The organism is Streptomyces sp. NPDC028907, from assembly GCF_055564995.1.
On the sequence record NZ_JBVHVE010000004.1, the window covers coordinates 460,366 to 476,087 of the forward strand.

Sequence of the window (15,722 nt, forward strand, 5' to 3'; positions counted from 1 at the left end):
CCGCGCCGCCCAGCTGGACAAGCGGGTGGCGGTCGTGGGGAGAAGCACCCCCCCCCCCCCCCCCTCCCCCTCCCCTCCCCCCCCCCCCCCCCCCCCCCCCCACCCCCGCCTGGACACCGGGCACCCCGAAAAGCGGACCTCAGCCGTAGGGTGTTCGCATGAACGATCGCATGGTGTGGATCGACTGCGAGATGACCGGCCTCTCGCTGTCCGACGACGCGCTCATCGAGGTTGCCGCCCTCGTCACCGACTCCGAGCTGAACATCCTCGGCGAGGGAGTGGACATCGTCATCCGCCCGCCGGACTCGGCGCTGGAGACGATGCCGGAAGTGGTGCGTCAGATGCACACCGCGTCCGGCCTCCTCGACGAACTCGCCGGCGGCACGACGCTGGCCGACGCCGAGGCGCAGGTCCTGGCGTACGTACGCGAGCACGTGAAGGAACCCGGCAAGGCCCCGCTGTGCGGCAACTCCGTGGGCACCGACCGCGGATTCCTGCTGCGCGACATGCCGACGCTGGAGGACTACCTCCACTACCGGATCGTCGATGTCTCCTCGATCAAGGAGCTCGCCCGGCGCTGGTATCCGCGTGCCTACTTCAACAGCCCGGAGAAGAACGGCAACCACCGCGCCCTCGCCGACATCCGCGAGTCCATCGCCGAACTCCGCTACTACCGCGAGGCCGTCTTCGTGCCGCAGCCCGGCCCGGATTCCGACACCGCGAAGTCGATCGCCGCGAAGCACGTTCTGCCTGCTCAGTAGGGATGTGAGGGGTGCTGCGGGGGGCGCCGCGGAATCTGTGCGCGAGCACCCCTTCGGACCCTGTACACTTTTTCTCGGCCGGTCGGGGAAACCCAAAGCCGGTCATGGTGGGTGTAGCTCAGCTGGTAGAGCACCTGGTTGTGGTCCAGGATGCCGCGGGTTCGAGTCCCGTCACTCACCCTCGGTCTTCAGCCGGTGACTTCGGAAACGAAGTCACCGGCTGAAGCTTTTCTACGAGGACGCCCGCGTCACCAACTCCGTGGCCAGCACCATCTGCGTCCGCTCCAGGCCCCGCGACATCGCCGGCCGGCGGTCCGCGACCTCGGCGAGGAGCAGGTCGATCATCCTTCGGCCCATCTCCTCGATGGGCTGGCGGACGCTGGTGAGGGGCGGGTCCATGTGACGGGCGATGGCGGAGTCGTCGTAGCCGACCAACGCCACGTCGTCGGGGATACGGCGGCCCGCCTCACGCAGGACCTGGCGGGCGCCGGCCGCCGTCACGTCCGAGGCCGCGAACACCGCGTCGAGGTCGGGGCAGCGGGAGAGCAGGGACTGCATCGCCGCGTGGCCGCCCTCCTCCGTGAAGTCGCCCGGCTCGATCAGCAGGTCGTCCACGGGGTGGCCCGCGTCGCGCAGGGCGTCGCGGTAGCCGTCGACGCGGCGCTGGGCGCCGTAGACGTCGAGGCGGCCGGTGATGTGGGCGATCCTCGTGCGGCCGCGGGACATCAGGTGCTCGACGGCCGAGCGGGCGCCGCCGTAGTTGTCCGAGTCGACCGAGGTCAGGCTCTCCGCGGCGGAGCGCGGGCCGCTGATCACCGCCGGGATCTCCAACTGTGACAGCAGGTCGGGCAGCGGGTCGTCGGCGTGGACCGAGACCAGCAGGACGCCGTCGACGCGGTGGGCCGCCAGGTACTGGGCGAGGCGCCGGCGTTCCTTGTCGCTGCCCGCGAAGATCAGCAGCAGTTGCATCTCGGTGTCCGCGAGTTCGGCACCCACACCCTTGAGAATGTCTGAGAAGTACGGTTCCGCGAAGAACCGTGTCTCCGGTTCGGGTACCACCAGCGCGATGGCGTCCGTGCGGTTCGCCGCCAGGGCGCGGGCCGCCGTGTTGGGGACGTAACCGAGTTCCGCGACGGCCGCCTCCACCGCGGCGCGGGTCGCGTCGCTGACCCGGGGCGAGCCGTTGATCACGCGGGAGACGGTGCCCCGGCCCACGCCGGCACGGGCCGCCACCTCTTCGAGGGTGGGCCGACCGCCGCTACGGCCCCGCGTTCCGTGGGTTGCCATGGGCCCCGCCTTTCCCGCCGTTGTCCTTACGCTGGCCTGGAATTTAACAGTCCCGCCAATAAAGTGACCGTCCCCGGGGGCCGCCGCCCCCCACCCGCGCTCCGGCCCGAACGACCTCGTCCTCCGTCGCCGGACGGACTCAGGCGGTCCAGTTAACGGCCCGATAACTGAACACAGAACTCCGCTCCCCCACCCTTGACACCCCCGCCCGGACCGACGAACCTTCAACACATCACCTGTGGGAGCGCTCCCACAGTACCTGACACATACACATCCCGCACGTTCCCCGCCCGAGCCGCAGCGTGAACAATGAACGGGCCCAGCAAGTGCAGTTGGCCGGGGGGTCGGCAGGTCAGGCAACAGGAGGAACCAATGCGCACGAGTACCCGCGGGTCCCGCCGGCTGATGGCCCTCGCGGCCGCTACCGCGCTGACGACAGGGCTGCTCGCCGGCTGCGCCGAGGACTCGGACGACGGCTCTTCGAACGAGGGCGGTGGCAACGGCGGCGGTGGCAAGACCACCCTCACCATCGGCACCTTCGGCACCTTCGGCTACAAGCAGGCCGGCCTCTACGACGAGTACATGAAGCTCAACCCCGACATCACCATCAAGGAGAACGTCACCACCCGTACCGACGTCTACTGGCCGAAGGTCCTCACCCGCCTCCAGGCCGGCTCCGGTGCCGACGACATCCAGGCCATCGAGGTCATGAACATCACCGAGGCCGTGGAGACGCAGGCCGACAAGTTCGTGGACCTCGGCAAGGAGGTCGACAAGTCGCAGTGGCTGGACTGGAAGAACGCCCAGGCCACCACCAAGGACGGCAAGCTGATCGGGCTCGGCACCGATGTCGGTCCGATGGCGATCTGCTACCGCAAGGACCTCTTCGACAAGGCCGGCCTGGAGACGGACCGCACCAAGCTCGCCGAGCAGTGGAAGGGCGACTGGGGCAAGTACGTCGACCTGGGCAAGCAGTACATGAAGAAGGCGCCGAGCGGCACCAAGTTCGTGGACTCGGCGTCCTCGGTCTACAACGCGGCCCTCGGCGGCGCGGACCAGCGCTACTACAAGGACGACGGCACCGTCGACTGGGACAACTCGCAGGGCGTCAAGAACGCCTGGGACGTGGCCATGGACGTGGCGACCAGCGACATGTCGGCGAAGCTGAAGCAGTTCGACAAGCCGTGGGACCAGGGCTACGCGAACGGCACCTTCGCCACGGTGGCCTGCCCGGCCTGGATGATCGGCTACATCCTGGAGAAGTCCGGTGACTCCGGCAAGGGCAAGTGGGACGTGGCGGCGGCGCCGACCGCGGCCAACTGGGGCGGTTCGTTCATCGGTGTGCCGACGGCGAGCAAGCACCAGAAGGAGGCCATCGCGCTGGCGAAGTGGCTGACCGCGCCCGAGCAGCAGGCGAAGGTCTTCGCCAAGCAGGCCAGCTTCCCGTCGACCCCGTCGGCGTACTCGACGCTGAAGCCGGCGGCCGCCACCACGGAGTACTTCTCGAACGCGCCGATCACGCAGATCTTCTCCGACTCGGCGAAGACCATCCCGTCGCAGTACTTCGGGATCAAGGACCAGGCGATCAACACGGCCCTGACCGACATCGGCATCCTCCAGGTCGAGCAGAAGGGCAAGAGCCCTGACGAGGGCTGGGACGCGGCGTCCGAGGAGATCAAGGACGTGCTCGGCCAGTGACCAGCCCCAAGCAGGCTCTCGCGCATCCCGCGTCGAGCGCCGACGCCGCGCCCGGTGACCAGCCGGGCGCGGCCCGCCGCGCTCAGGGTCGCGGTACACCCCCGCCGGGGAAGGACTCCTGGCGCAGCAGGCTGTACCGCTGGGACATGAAGGCGTCGCCGTACGCGTTCATCGCCCCCTTCTTCATCGTCTTCGGGGCGTTCTCGCTCGTCCCGCTGCTGTACACGGCCTGGTACTCGCTGCACAACGTGCAGCTGTCCAACCTGGACGGCCAGACCTGGACCGGCCTGGACAACTACCAGAACCTGCTGACCTCGGACTTCTTCTGGAACGCGCTGGGGAACACGTTCACCATCGGTGTGATCTCCACGGTGCCGCAGCTGCTGATGGCGATCGGCCTGGCGCATCTGCTCAACTACAAGCTGCGCGGCTCGACCGTGTGGCGGGTCGTGATGCTCACCCCGTACGCCACCTCGGTGGCGGCGGCGACGCTGGTGTTCGTGCTGCTGTACTCGTGGGACGGCGGCATGATCAACTGGCTGCTGGAGTTCGTCGGGATCGACCCGGTGAACTGGCGCGAGTCCGACTGGGGTTCGCAGTTCGCGGTCTCGTCGATCGTGATCTGGCGCTGGACCGGCTACAACGCGCTGATCTACCTGGCGGCGATGCAGGCCATCCCGGCCGACCTCTACGAGTCGGCGGCGATCGACGGTGCCAACCGCTGGCAGCAGTTCCTGCATGTGACGATTCCGCAGCTGCGGCCGACGATCCTGTTCACGGTGGTCGTCTCCACGATCGGCGCGACCCAGCTCTTCGGTGAGCCCCTGCTGTTCGGCGGGGTGAGCGGCTCGAAGGGCGGCTCCGGGCACCAGTACCAGACGCTCGGTCTGTACATGTACGACCAGGGCTGGATCATCGGCAACCTCGGCAAGGCCTCCGCCATCGCCTGGTCGATGTTCCTGATCCTGCTGATCGTCGCCGTGATCCAACTGCTGGTCTCCCGACGGCTGAGGAAGTCCCAATGAGCACAAGCGAACTGACGTCTCCTCAGACATCGAAGGCCGCGAAGACGTCGAAGCCGCGGCGCGAACGGCCCCGGGTGATGGGCGCCGGCAAGCAGCTGCACGCCGGTCCGCTGACGTACGTCGTCCTGACCGTGTTCGCGCTGGTGTCGCTGGCCCCGCTGGTGTGGACGGCGATCGCGGCCTCGCGCACCGACCGGCGGCTCGCGGAGACCCCGCCGCCGCTGTGGTTCGGCGGGAACCTGTTCAAGAACATGGAGCGGGCGTGGGAGGAGGGCGGGCTCGGCACCGCGATGTTCAACACCACGTTCGTCGCGGCCACGATCACCATCAGCACCGTGGTGTTCGCCACCCTCGCCGGCTTCGCCTTCGCCAAGCTGCGGTTCCGGTTCTCCGGTCTGCTGCTGATGCTGACGATCGGCACGATGATGATCCCGCCGCAGCTGGCGGTCGTACCGCTGTATCTGTGGATGGCGGACCTCGGCTGGTCGAACCAGCTCCAGACGGTCATCCTGCCGACGCTGTGCACGGCCTTCGGTACGTTCTTCATGCGGCAGTACCTGCTCCAGGCGCTGCCGACCGAGCTGATCGAGGCGGCGCGGGTGGACGGCGCGAGCAGTCTGCGGGTCGTCTGGCACGTGGTGTTCCCGGCGGCGCGGCCGGCGATGGCCGTCCTCGGCCTGCTGACCTTCGTGTTCGCCTGGAACGACTTCCTGTGGCCGATCATCGCCCTGAACCAGGAGAACCCGACCGTCCAGGTCGCCCTCAACTCCCTCGGCACCGGCTATGTCCCCGACCAGGCGGTGATCATGGCGGGTGCCCTGCTCGGCACGTTGCCGCTGCTGATCGCCTTCCTGCTGTTCGGCAAGCAGATCGTCGGCGGCATCATGCAGGGCGCGGTCAAGGGCTGACGCGCGCCCGCCCCGCCTTCCTGCCTACGACTCCCCGGGGGCCGGGTCACCGCCGCCTCGGCCCCCGCACCACCTTCCCCCCTCCTACCCCGTCGGTCTCCACGACCCCTAATGGGAGCGCTTCCATGCCTGAACCCATGTCCTCCGTGTCCTTTCCCCCCGCCTTCCTCTGGGGCGCGGCGACGTCCGCCTACCAGATCGAGGGGGCGGTGCGGGAGGACGGCCGCACCCCGTCGATCTGGGACACCTTCAGCCACACGCCGGGCAAGACGGCGGGCGGCGAGCACGGTGACATCGCTGTCGACCACTACCACCGCTACCGCGACGACGTGGCGTTGATGGCCGAGCTCGGCCTGAGCGCGTACCGTTTCTCGGTCTCCTGGTCGCGCGTCCAGCCGACGGGCCGTGGTCCGGCCGTGCAGCGGGGCCTGGACTTCTACCGCCGGCTGGTGGACGAGCTGCTGGCGAAGGGCATCAAGCCCGCCGTCACCCTCTACCACTGGGATCTGCCGCAGGAGCTGGAGGACGCGGGCGGCTGGCCGGAGCGCGAGACGGCGTACCGGTTCGCCGAGTACGCGCAGATCGTCGGTGAGGCGCTCGGCGACCGCGTGGAGCAGTGGATCACGCTCAACGAGCCGTGGTGCAGCGCGTTCTTGGGCTACGGCTCGGGGGTGCACGCGCCCGGCCGTACGGAACCGGCGGCCTCGCTGCGGGCGGCCCACCACCTCAACCTGGCGCACGGCCTGGGCACCACGGCCCTGCGCTCGGTGATGCCGGCCCGCAACTCGGTGGCGCTCAGCCTCAACTCCTCCGTGGTGCGGCCGTTCTCGCAGGACCCGGCGGACCTGGCGGCGGCCCGGAAGATCGACGACCTGGCCAACGGCGTCTTCCACGGCCCGATCCTGCACGGCGTGTACCCGGAGTCGCTGTACGCGGCGACGGAGCTGGTGACGGACTGGTCGTACGTCCTGGACGGCGACCTGGCGGCGATCAACCAGCCGCTGGACGCCCTGGGGCTGAACTACTACACCCCGGCGCTGGTGTCGGCGGCGGAGACCGAGGTCGGCGGGCCACGAGCGGACGGGCACGGGGCGAGCGAACACTCGCCGTGGCCGTGCGCGGACGACGTGACGTTCCACCAGACCCCGGGTGAGCGCACGGAGATGGGCTGGACGATCGACCCGACCGGCCTGCACGAGCTGATCATGCGTTACTCCCGGGAGGCGCCCGGACTGCCGCTCTACGTCACCGAGAACGGCGCGGCCTACGACGACAAGCCGGACCCCGACGGCCGCGTCCACGACCCGGAGCGCATCTCCTATCTGCACGGCCATCTCGCCGCCGTCCGCCGCGCCATCACCGACGGCGCCGATGTCCGCGGCTACTACCTGTGGTCCCTGATGGACAACTTCGAGTGGGCGTACGGCTACGGGAAGCGGTTCGGGGCGGTGTACGTCGACTACTCGACGCTGGAGCGGACGCCCAAGTCGAGTGCGTACTGGTACGGGAAGGCGGCTCGGACGGGGGTGTTGCCGGCGGTGGAGACGGAGCTCTGACCGCGGGTACCGGATCGGGGGGCGGGGCGCGGCGCGGGGAGGGGGCGTGCCGCGCCCCGGCCGACCCGCTGGACGGAACCCTCAGTCGCCGAGCCCCAGATGGGCGAAGACGACGTCCCGTACTCGCAGTACCGCGGCGGGATCGATCGCGGCGAGCACCGGTACCGCGTGATGCCAGCTCTGCGGGGTGAGGAGTTCCGCGAGGAGGGCCCGTGCGCGCGGGAGGTCGGGGCGGGATGGGGGTGGGAGGAGGAGAGTGGCTAGGCGGCGGGCGAGCAGGGTGATGTCGTACGGGTCGCGGAACGGAACCGGTGTCCGGTCCGCGGGCAGCGCGGCGGTGTACGCGGCGAGCTGGGCGAGGGCGTCCGCGCGCAGCTCCGCGTCCTCTTCGCGCCGGGCCGTGGTCCGGGCCGCTTCGTGGTCGCCGAGCGCGGCATAGGCGAGGGCCGCTCCGCCTCCTGCGCGCGGGCCGCGCGAGGACCGTCGCTCGTCCCCCGACACCACGGCGTCGAGCCGGCCGCGGGCGGCGACCGGGTCCGTCGCGGCGGTCAGCAGGCTGAGCAACACCTCCCCGCTGGACTGCTGGTTCCCGTCGTGGTCCAGGTCCGCGGCTTCCAGCAGTTTCCTGAGCCGCTCACCGCGTTCGCGATCGTGGCGCCCGACGGCGACGAGAAGGTGTGCGACCGGCACGGGGTCACCGAGCACACCGCGCAGTGCTTCGTCCACCAGGCGGCCCGCCAGTGCGGGGGCGTGCGACCACAGGCCCGCGGCGGCCTCCGCACGGATGTCACCACGGCCATGGGCGGTCAGCGATGCGCGCCTGCGCACGAGGTCCTCGAGTTCCTCCGTGACGCGTTCGGCCGCGCCGGACCACCCCAGCGCCTGGAGGGCAGGGGGCAGCGAGGAGGGCAGCGCCCAGCCGCCCGCGGAGAGCGACATGTCGACGGCTCTCTCGGCGAGCGCCCGCGCCCGGCCGGGATCGCTTTCCACGACGGCCAGTGATACGGCGGCCAGGCCCCAGGCGCGTTCATCGGGCTCGTCGAGCACCGCCAGGAGTCGCTCCGCGTCGTCGGTCCTTCCTGCGGTGGCGAGGGCACCAGCCAGGGCGGCGAGGCGCTCCTGAGCGACCCCGCGAATCGGCGCTGCCGTCGACCGGTGTCCGTGCTCCGCCGTGTGGAGGAGCTCCAGCGACCGCTGCGGGTCGTCGGCGGCGCGGTGACAGGCGAGCGCGGTGAGCGCTTCGGCGGCCTCCCACCATGAAGGGCCGTCCTGCGGTGCGGAGTAGTCCTCGGTGAGCAGTACGGCCACCAACTGCTCGGCGGCACCGGCTTTCGCAAGGAGTGCGACGACTCGCTGCATGGAGTCGTCGACATCCCCGTCGCGGAAGCGGTCGTACCGGGACCGTTCGAGGGCCGCCCAGGCCTCGACCGCCGCCCCCTTGCGGGCCCAGCCTTCGGCCATCACCGCCCAGGTGACCGCTTGCGCCCGCAGCGTGCCGGGGTTGTTGACGGCCTGGGCCTGCGCGAGCCGGTGGGCTTCCGTCATCCGCTCCAGGGCCACGAGGGTGCAGACGTCACCACATGTCGCCTCGTCCTCGTCCTCGTCCTGGTCCTGGTCCTGGTCCTGGTCCTGGTCCTGGTCCTGGTGCAGCGTCGCCATGGCCAGCGCGGCCAGTCGCTCGGCCTCGCGGGGGCGCGTGTCCCGCAGGGCCTCGGCCGCGACCGCGTACAGGTTCTCGAAATCGCTCGAGTCACGACGCCCGGCGAGCGCGACCACCGAGTCGTAGATCCTCGTCGCGTCCTCGGGGAAGCCGCACGCCGAGCACGACTCGGCGACGCTCGCCAGAGCGCGAACGCGATCCGGAAGGAACTCGATCAGCCCGGCTGACTCCGCCGCCAGCCGGAGCAGGCCGGCCGCGCCCGCCGGGTCGCGGAGCACAGCGGCGGTCATGACCAGGGCTTTGACATAGGTCTTGGCGCTCGGGTCATCGTGGGGTCGGGGCGTTTCCCGGAACGCCTGCGGCACCTCTTCCTCGCGCCCCGCCAGCGCCAGAGCAGTCGCTCGCATTCCACGCGCCACCATGTCAGGCGTGTCGAGGCGGGCGGGCACCGTCCCGGCCACCATCTCCTCCGCCAGCCGCAACCCCTCCGTCGCCAGCCGCACCGCCCGGCTGTCGTCCGCCTCCGCCAGCACGCGGGCCACTCCGAGGACCGCCCGGGCGCGGTCCTCGGGCCGGAAGACGCTGCGGGCCAGGCCGATGGCCTGCCGAACCCGGCCGAGTCGCGCGTGCACGGCCGGGATGTCCGGATGCAGCGACGCGTTGCGCCGGGCCACCAGATCCCCGGCCGCCGCGAGTGCCGCCGGTGACCCGAGGTCGTCGGGGGCGGCCCGCCGAACCGTCTCCCCGGCCGCCGCGATCTCCGCGAGGCACGCCGCATCGCTCCCCGTCGCCTCCCGCAGCCGATCCCGGCGCTTGGGGTCCGTGGCGAGGCCGGTGGCCCGCCCTGTGTCGAGAAGGAACGCGACCAGGCGGCCGTACGGCTGGAGCAGATACAGCGGGGTGCTCTCCGGCCAGCCCCGACGCTCGTACGTCCGCGCCCACGCGTGCAACCGGTCCTGGTACGCGTCCACGTCAGGCCCGAGTTCGTCCTGGGCGGCGACGAGGAGTGTCTCGTGGGCGAAGAGGTAGCCGCGGCTGGTCGTGTACAGCGTCACGTCGGACTCACCGGAGCCTTCGAAGCCGCCGCCCCGCAGCCGCAGGATGCGTCCGAACACACTCCCGAGCCTCTGCCGCACCAGATAACCGGGCTCACCGGTCAGTTCACGCAGGTCCTCGACCGTGAGCGTGCCGCGCGCCGCGGTGAGCAGGCCGACCACGTCGCGCTCCAACTGGTCTCCGGCCAGCGCCTGTTGGAGGTCGTACCTGGCCTCGTGCTCGGTGTGGCGGGCCGCTTCCGAAGTCGCGAGCTCCACGACCGGGCAGTGCCGCAGCGGGTGTCCCCCACCGACGTCCGACGGAATTCCGGGGCTCGGCCTGCTGGTCACCAGGACGCGTACGTTCGCCGGAGGCCGTTCCGGTAGCAGTGAGGCGATGCTGCTCCCGCTGCCACCGGGCACCCGGGACTGGTCCTCGTCCAGGCCGTCGACGACCAGCAGCAGGGTGCCGCCGTCCTCGGCGACCCGTTCCGCCGCCTGGCGCAGCAGCAGCCGGCGTTCGCCGTCACGCGCTGCGGGAGAGCCCGTCGCCGACGGTTCGCGGCCCGCGATCAACGCGAGTTGGTCGATGACCGACGCCGTGTACGCGTCGCCGTCGGACTGGCCGGCGTACCGCGCCGTGATGAAGAACCACACCGGCACGACCCCGCGTGGCGGATGCAGTGCGAACCATGCCGCCAGCGCCGTCTTGCCCGCCCACGGTCGGCCCTGGATCCAGCGGTACGGCTCGGGCCCGCCGCAGAAGGAGACCAGTTCCGCCAGCTCCGTCTGCCGCTCGTCCAGCATCTCGGGTGCGATGTCGGCGAGTTGGGCGCGGTAGATCTCCTGGACGAGGTCGAGGCCGCTCCGGGGCACGGCGGACGGCAGCCCCATGACGTGCCGGCCCAGCAGGGCTCCCAGAGCGGCCCGCTCATTCGCGTTCAGTTGGTCCGTCCACCGGTCCACCCGGCCCGCCGCGATCCGCCCCGTTCCCTCCCTGCGGTGATGCCGGCTGACGACCCCGACCAGGTACCCGCCGCTGAAGACGGCCGCCCCCGACATCCCCTCCCAGGCATCCCGCTCGGGATCCGGGTCCTCGGCGGGCGGCGCGGTGATCCGCAGGTCCAGGGTGCCCTCGCGCCGGTTGGCCAGCACGGCGCACTTCGCGTCCATGTGCTCGGCGTCCCGGAAGGGCCGGCCGGTGGCGTCCGCGCGGAGCTTGAAGCGGGGAAACCCCATCGCGGTACAGCTGAGCACCGCGTCGTGGTCGCTGACCTCGCCGAGGGAGACGGGCCGGAAACCGATCACGGCGCGCTCCGGCAGAGCGCTCTCCGGCAGAGCCAGTACGGCGACGTCGATGCCGTCGTGCCTCCACGCCACCGTCGCGTCGACCGCCCACTCTCCAGGCCGGCCCGCCTCGAATCGGACCCGCACGCCGACGGCACCCTCGACCACATGCGCGGCCGTGAGAACTCTGCCCGCCGCGACGAGATACCCGGAGCCGCGCCGCCCCCTGCCCTTCGGCTCCGGCAGGCTGACGATGATCTCCGCGACCTGCTCCGCCCGCAGCCCTCGCTCAGATCTCGCCGTCAACCGCGTCACCCGCGATCAACGCCGTCTGTGCGGCACCGCCGCCCGGCGGTACCACCTTGGGAGTGAGCGTGAGCGTGACCCGCTGTGTCTCGGCGTGCCCGTACTTGCCGCTCGCCCCGGCGTCCACGACCCACAGCCGCACCTTGGCGTCCCCGCCGCCCTCCCGTGTGACGGCGACCGACGCCTCGACCTCGACGGGACCCAGTTCGAAGCGCAGCATCCTGCCGTCGCCGTCCGCCAGCGCGCTGGTCAGCTGCTCCCGCAACTCACGGATCATGTCGGCCAGTTCGATCACGCGTCCCCCTTGTACAGCGGTGCTCAAATGCTACAAGGCGCCCCGTCACCAGCCACCGGTCACGCCGCGACGAAGCGCCCCGGCCGGATGGGGGGGAAGACCGGCCGGGGCGCGCGACCCCCGTGTCGTGGTTGCCCGTGGACGGCTCGGGGCTACTCGCCGTACGCCGCGAACGCCTTCGAGAAGGCGAACTTCTCCTGGAGGACCGAGCTGCACGTCGCGTCCGCCGCCGGCTTCTCGCCGCCCGCGCACTGCTGGTCGCGGGTCGCCGACCACATCGACAGCCAACCGAGGCCCTTGGACCGGGCGAACTTCACCAGCTGGGCGGCGTCGTCGACCTTGAAGATCTCGGTGGTGACGTCGTTGACACCGATCATCGGGGTGACGGCGACCGTCTTCCAGGCCGCGCTGTCGGAGAGGCCGAGCACGCTCTTGACCTGGGCCTGGGTGGCGGTGGCCGCCTGTTCGGCGTAGGTGCCCATGTCGCCGCTGTACGCGGGCCCGTAGTCCATCGCCATGATGTTGACGGCGTCGATCCTCACGCCGTTCCGCTCGGCGTCGGCGAGGAGGTCGACGCCGGGCTGGGTCAGACCCTCCGGCATGACGGGGAGGGTGTAGGAGACGTCCAGGTCCGGGTGCTGCCGCTGGAGCTTCGCTATCGCCTGGGCACGGCGGGTGTTGGCCGCCTTGTCCGGCAGGGCGCCGCCCTCGACGTCGAAGTCGACCTTGGTCAGCTTGTACGCGTCCACGACCTTGCCGTACGCCGCCGCCAGCGCGTCCGCCGAGGAGCAGGTCGTCGCCAGCTCGCTGCCGGCGGCGCCGCCGAAGGAGACACGGACGTCGCCGCCCCTGGCGCGCAGGTCGCCGATCTGCGCGGCCACCGCGTCGGTGCCGAGGTCGGTGACGCCGCCCCACTTCGGGGTGCAGCCGCCGCCGTCGGTGATGAAGGCGAGGTTGTAGTTCTTCACGCCGGTGGCCTCGGCGCTCGCCGCCATGTCGAACGCCGGGTAGAGGGAGGTGTCGATGTACGGGGCGAAGCCGGCTGCGGCTCCGGTGCCGGGGGTCTCCGAGGGCTTGGCGGTGGGGGTCGTGGTCGGGGGCTTGCTCTGGGTGGGCGTGGCCGTCGGCTTCGGTGTCGGCGTGGCGGACCCGGTGGACGTGGGGCGCCCGCTCGGCTCGGGTGTCGCGCTGTCGTCCGTTGAGCACTTGGCATCGTCGATCAGACAACTGGCCGGGGCGCCCGTACCGTTGACCACGAAGCCCACCGTCACCGACTCACCGGCCGCGAGCCCGTCCCGGTCCCACTTCGGCGGCGTGACGGTGACGTGCTGCCCGCTCACCTTCGACTCGGCGTTCCACAGGGAGCTCAACTTCGAGCCCGCCGGGAGGTCGAACTCCAGCGTCCAGTCCTTCTTGGTCCCGCCGCTGTTGTTGGTGACGACGTACTGCGCCGTGTACCCCGTCGACCAGTCACTGGTCTTCGTGTACGCCGCCCCGATACCGGCCGCCTGGGCGGTACCCGTGAACAGGATCGCGCCGCCGCCGACCACGGCCGCGGCGACGAGACCGCCGATCGCCTTGTTCCTGCCGCTGACCTTGCGCCGGTGCGTACTCATCACGTGCCTGCCTTCGCTCATCACGGGGGTTCCCGGGGGTGGGGTGCGGCAGCACGCTAGCGATCCGGAATCGGGCAAAAGCCCTGATCCAGACCGGTGTTGCGGACCTTAGGGTGCGCTTAAGGAAGGGATCGGGGACGGTTAAAGGTAGAGACCAATCTGCCGGGGCGGCGTCTTCGGACAGCCCCTCGATGCCCCCTGCGCACGGGCGCCCGGCCGTCCAGCTGGATCCAGATCCGCACCTCGGTCCCGCCCAGCACCGACGACCCGATCCGCACGTCCCCGCCGGTCGACTCCGCGAGCCGCCGCACGATGTCCAGGCCGAGCCCGGTCGAGCCGGCGCTGCCCGAGCCCCGCCCGCGCGCCATCGCCGCCTCGGGGTCGGAGATGCCGGGCCCCGCGTCCGAGACGAGCACGATCACCGCGTCCTCGCCGTTGTGCACGTCGACCGCGAACGCCGTGCCCTCGGACGTGTGCCGGAAGACGTTGCCGAGCAGGGCGTCCAGCGCGGCCGCCAGATCCGCCCGGGCCACGGGTATCCGCACCGGCCGCTCCACGCCGGCCACCCGCACCTTGCGGCCCTCGTCCTCCGCCAGCGCCGACCAGAACGCCATGCGCTCACGCACCACCTCGGCCGCGTCGCACCCGGCCCCCGGACCGGCCGCCACCGTCTGCGGCTTGGCCTCCCGCGCCGTACGGATGATCTTGTCGACCTCACCCTCCAGCTGGGCGACGGCGGCCCGGGTCTGCTCGGCGGCCGGGCCGTCCCCGAGCGAGGCCGCGTTCAGCCGCAGCACCGTCAGCGGGGTGCGCAGGCGATGGGACAGGTCGGCCGCCAACTCCCGCTCGTTCGCAAGCAGTTGCACCACCTGGTCGGCCATCGAGTTGAACGCCACCGCCGCCAGCCGCAGTTCGTTCGGCCCTTCCTCGGGCACCCGGGCGCCCAGCTTGCCCTCCCCCAGCTCGTGCGCTCCCTCGACCAGGCGCTGCGCGGGCCGCACCATCCGTACCCCCAGCCGGTCCGCGACCGCGACCGATCCGACGATCAGCGCGAGGCCGACCCCGGCGAGCACCGCCCAGGCCGTGGCGAGGCCGTTGGTGACCTCCGCGTCGGGGACGTACACCTCGACGACGGCGATCTCGCCGGAGCTCAGCGCGACCGGCTGGAGCAGCGTGGAGCCGCCGGGGACCTCGCTGGTCGAGGCGCGGCCAAGGCGTCGTACGGTCGCGATGTCGTCGGCGGCGGCGCGCTGCCGGCCGAGGTCGACGGCGGCCGCGTCACCGGAGGCCGGTATGTGCACGGCCATGCCCGCGTCCGATCCGGCCGAGGCGACGACCCGCTCCAGCTGGTCCCGGTCGGTGGTGATGGACAGCGCCGGGGCGACGGCGGCGGCCTCCCGCTCGGCGTTGGAGAAAGCGCGGTCGCGGGCCATCTCCCGGATGACGAGTCCGAGCGGGACGGCGAAGGCGACCACGACCATGGTGGTGACCGCCAGACAGACCTTGACCAGTGCCCACCTCATCGCGGCGGCTCCCCCACGGGTGGTTCCAGCTTCACGCCGACACCCCGCAGGGTGTGCAGATAGCGCGGATTTGCGGCGGTCTCGCCCAGTTTGCGGCGCAGCCAGGACAGATGGACGTCGATGGTCTGGTCGTCGCCGTACGACTGCTGCCACACCTCGGCGAGCAGCTCCTTGCGGGGCACGACGACCCCTGGCCGGCCGGCCAGGAAGGCGAGCAGGTCGAACTCGCGGCGGGTCAGGTCCAGGCCGGCTCCGTCCAACTCGGCCTGGCGGCGCAGCGGATCGACGGTCAGGCCGCCGACGCGCAGCACGCTGGACGGCGCGGCCTCGGCGCTGCCCGACCGGGCCCGGCGCAGGACGGCGGCCATCCGGGCCGACAGGTGTTCCACCGAGAACGGCTTGGTCAGATAGTCGTCCGCCCCGGCGTTCAGCAGCCGGACGATCTCCGCCTCGTCGTCCCGCGCCGTGGCGATGATCACCGGTACGTCCGTGATCCCGCGCAGCATCTTCAGGGCCTCAGAGCCGTCCAGATCGGGCAGACCGAGGTCCAGGATCACGACGTCGAAACGGAAATGGGCGACCTCGCGCAGCGCCTCCAGTGCCGTACCGACGCTGCGTACCGTGTGGGTGGCGTCGGTCAGGTGCCGGATGAGCGCCGAGCGTACGAACTGGTCGTCCTCGACCACGAGCACACTTGCCATGCGCCGCACCGTACGCCATGCGCCCGAGCCCGGTCCGGACCTGTGGACAACTCACCACCTGTGGA

General features: G+C 71.1%; 11 protein-coding genes and 1 tRNA gene. 6 read left to right on the plus strand and 6 right to left on the minus strand.

Translation table 11 applies throughout. The features are described from left to right. Positions 1-158: 158 nt before the first annotated feature. Positions 159-761 (plus strand): oligoribonuclease, encoded by a 603-nt coding sequence (gene orn / locus ACZ4UU_RS14670; protein WP_468039841.1) that lies wholly within the window; start codon positions 159-161, stop codon positions 759-761. A gap of 107 nt (positions 762-868) precedes the next feature. Next, positions 869-941, plus strand: a tRNA-His gene (locus ACZ4UU_RS14675). Positions 942-992: 51 nt separating this feature from the next. On the opposite strand, the gene ACZ4UU_RS14680 is transcribed toward ACZ4UU_RS14675, so the two are convergent. After that, positions 993-2,048: a LacI family DNA-binding transcriptional regulator gene (locus ACZ4UU_RS14680; RefSeq protein ID WP_468039843.1), complete on the minus strand. Its 1,056-nt coding sequence runs from the start codon at positions 2,046-2,048 to the stop codon at positions 993-995. Positions 2,049-2,420: 372 nt separating this feature from the next. On the opposite strand from ACZ4UU_RS14680, the gene ACZ4UU_RS14685 reads away from it, so the two are divergent. From ACZ4UU_RS14685 to ACZ4UU_RS14700, 4 genes are all read left to right on the plus strand, one after another. Then, positions 2,421-3,746 (plus strand): ABC transporter substrate-binding protein, encoded by a 1,326-nt coding sequence (locus tag ACZ4UU_RS14685; protein WP_468039845.1) that lies wholly within the window; start codon positions 2,421-2,423, stop codon positions 3,744-3,746. Further along, complete coding sequence (locus ACZ4UU_RS14690) at positions 3,743-4,771, plus strand: carbohydrate ABC transporter permease (protein WP_468039847.1); 1,029 nt, start codon at positions 3,743-3,745, stop codon at positions 4,769-4,771. Before ACZ4UU_RS14685 ends, ACZ4UU_RS14690 begins: the two co-directional genes overlap by 4 nt. Next, the gene (locus ACZ4UU_RS14695; protein ID WP_468039848.1) at positions 4,768-5,679 is read left to right on the plus strand and encodes a carbohydrate ABC transporter permease; all 912 of its coding nucleotides are present in this window, start codon (positions 4,768-4,770) and stop codon (positions 5,677-5,679) included. The genes ACZ4UU_RS14690 and ACZ4UU_RS14695 overlap by 4 nt, the downstream gene beginning before the upstream one ends. A gap of 137 nt (positions 5,680-5,816) precedes the next feature. After that, positions 5,817-7,235, plus strand: coding sequence for a GH1 family beta-glucosidase (locus ACZ4UU_RS14700; protein ID WP_468040211.1), 1,419 nt, complete (start codon positions 5,817-5,819; stop codon positions 7,233-7,235). Positions 7,236-7,316: 81 nt separating this feature from the next. Here the strand turns inward: ACZ4UU_RS14700 and ACZ4UU_RS14705 are convergent, their stop codons facing one another. From ACZ4UU_RS14705 to ACZ4UU_RS14725, 5 genes are all read right to left on the minus strand, one after another. Beyond that, a complete protein-coding gene (locus tag ACZ4UU_RS14705) occupies positions 7,317-11,522 on the minus strand; it encodes a trypsin-like peptidase domain-containing protein (RefSeq protein WP_468039850.1) in 4,206 nt (1,401 codons plus the stop codon). Then, positions 11,506-11,817 (minus strand): trypco2 family protein, encoded by a 312-nt coding sequence (locus ACZ4UU_RS14710; protein ID WP_468039852.1) that lies wholly within the window; start codon positions 11,815-11,817, stop codon positions 11,506-11,508. The genes ACZ4UU_RS14705 and ACZ4UU_RS14710 overlap by 17 nt, the downstream gene beginning before the upstream one ends. A gap of 152 nt (positions 11,818-11,969) precedes the next feature. After that, a complete protein-coding gene (locus tag ACZ4UU_RS14715) occupies positions 11,970-13,433 on the minus strand; it encodes a glycoside hydrolase family 18 protein (RefSeq protein WP_468039854.1) in 1,464 nt (487 codons plus the stop codon). A 119-nt stretch (positions 13,434-13,552) separates the two neighbouring features. Further along, positions 13,553-14,956, minus strand: a complete 1,404-nt coding sequence (locus ACZ4UU_RS14720) for a sensor histidine kinase (protein ID WP_468039856.1) — start codon at positions 14,954-14,956, stop codon at positions 13,553-13,555. Next, a complete protein-coding gene (locus tag ACZ4UU_RS14725; protein ID WP_468039858.1) occupies positions 14,953-15,657 on the minus strand; it encodes a response regulator transcription factor in 705 nt (234 codons plus the stop codon). The genes ACZ4UU_RS14720 and ACZ4UU_RS14725 overlap by 4 nt, the downstream gene beginning before the upstream one ends. Positions 15,658-15,722: the final 65 nt, after the last annotated feature.

Bases quoted from the DNA above. Each gene is read 5' to 3' on its own strand.
- orn (WP_468039841.1), top strand. From the start codon at position 159: ATGAACGATCGCATGGTGTGGATCGACTGCGAGATGACCGGCCTCTCG.
- ACZ4UU_RS14685 (WP_468039845.1), top strand. From the start codon at position 2,421: ATGCGCACGAGTACCCGCGGGTCCCGCCGGCTGATGGCCCTCGCGGCC.
- ACZ4UU_RS14720 (WP_468039856.1), bottom strand. From the start codon at position 14,956: ATGAGGTGGGCACTGGTCAAGGTCTGTCTGGCGGTCACCACCATGGTC.
- ACZ4UU_RS14680 (WP_468039843.1), bottom strand. From the start codon at position 2,048: ATGGCAACCCACGGAACGCGGGGCCGTAGCGGCGGTCGGCCCACCCTC.
- ACZ4UU_RS14725 (WP_468039858.1), bottom strand. From the start codon at position 15,657: ATGGCAAGTGTGCTCGTGGTCGAGGACGACCAGTTCGTACGCTCGGCG.
- ACZ4UU_RS14695 (WP_468039848.1), top strand. From the start codon at position 4,768: ATGAGCACAAGCGAACTGACGTCTCCTCAGACATCGAAGGCCGCGAAG.
- ACZ4UU_RS14700 (WP_468040211.1), top strand. From the start codon at position 5,817: ATGTCCTCCGTGTCCTTTCCCCCCGCCTTCCTCTGGGGCGCGGCGACG.
- ACZ4UU_RS14715 (WP_468039854.1), bottom strand. From the start codon at position 13,433: ATGAGTACGCACCGGCGCAAGGTCAGCGGCAGGAACAAGGCGATCGGC.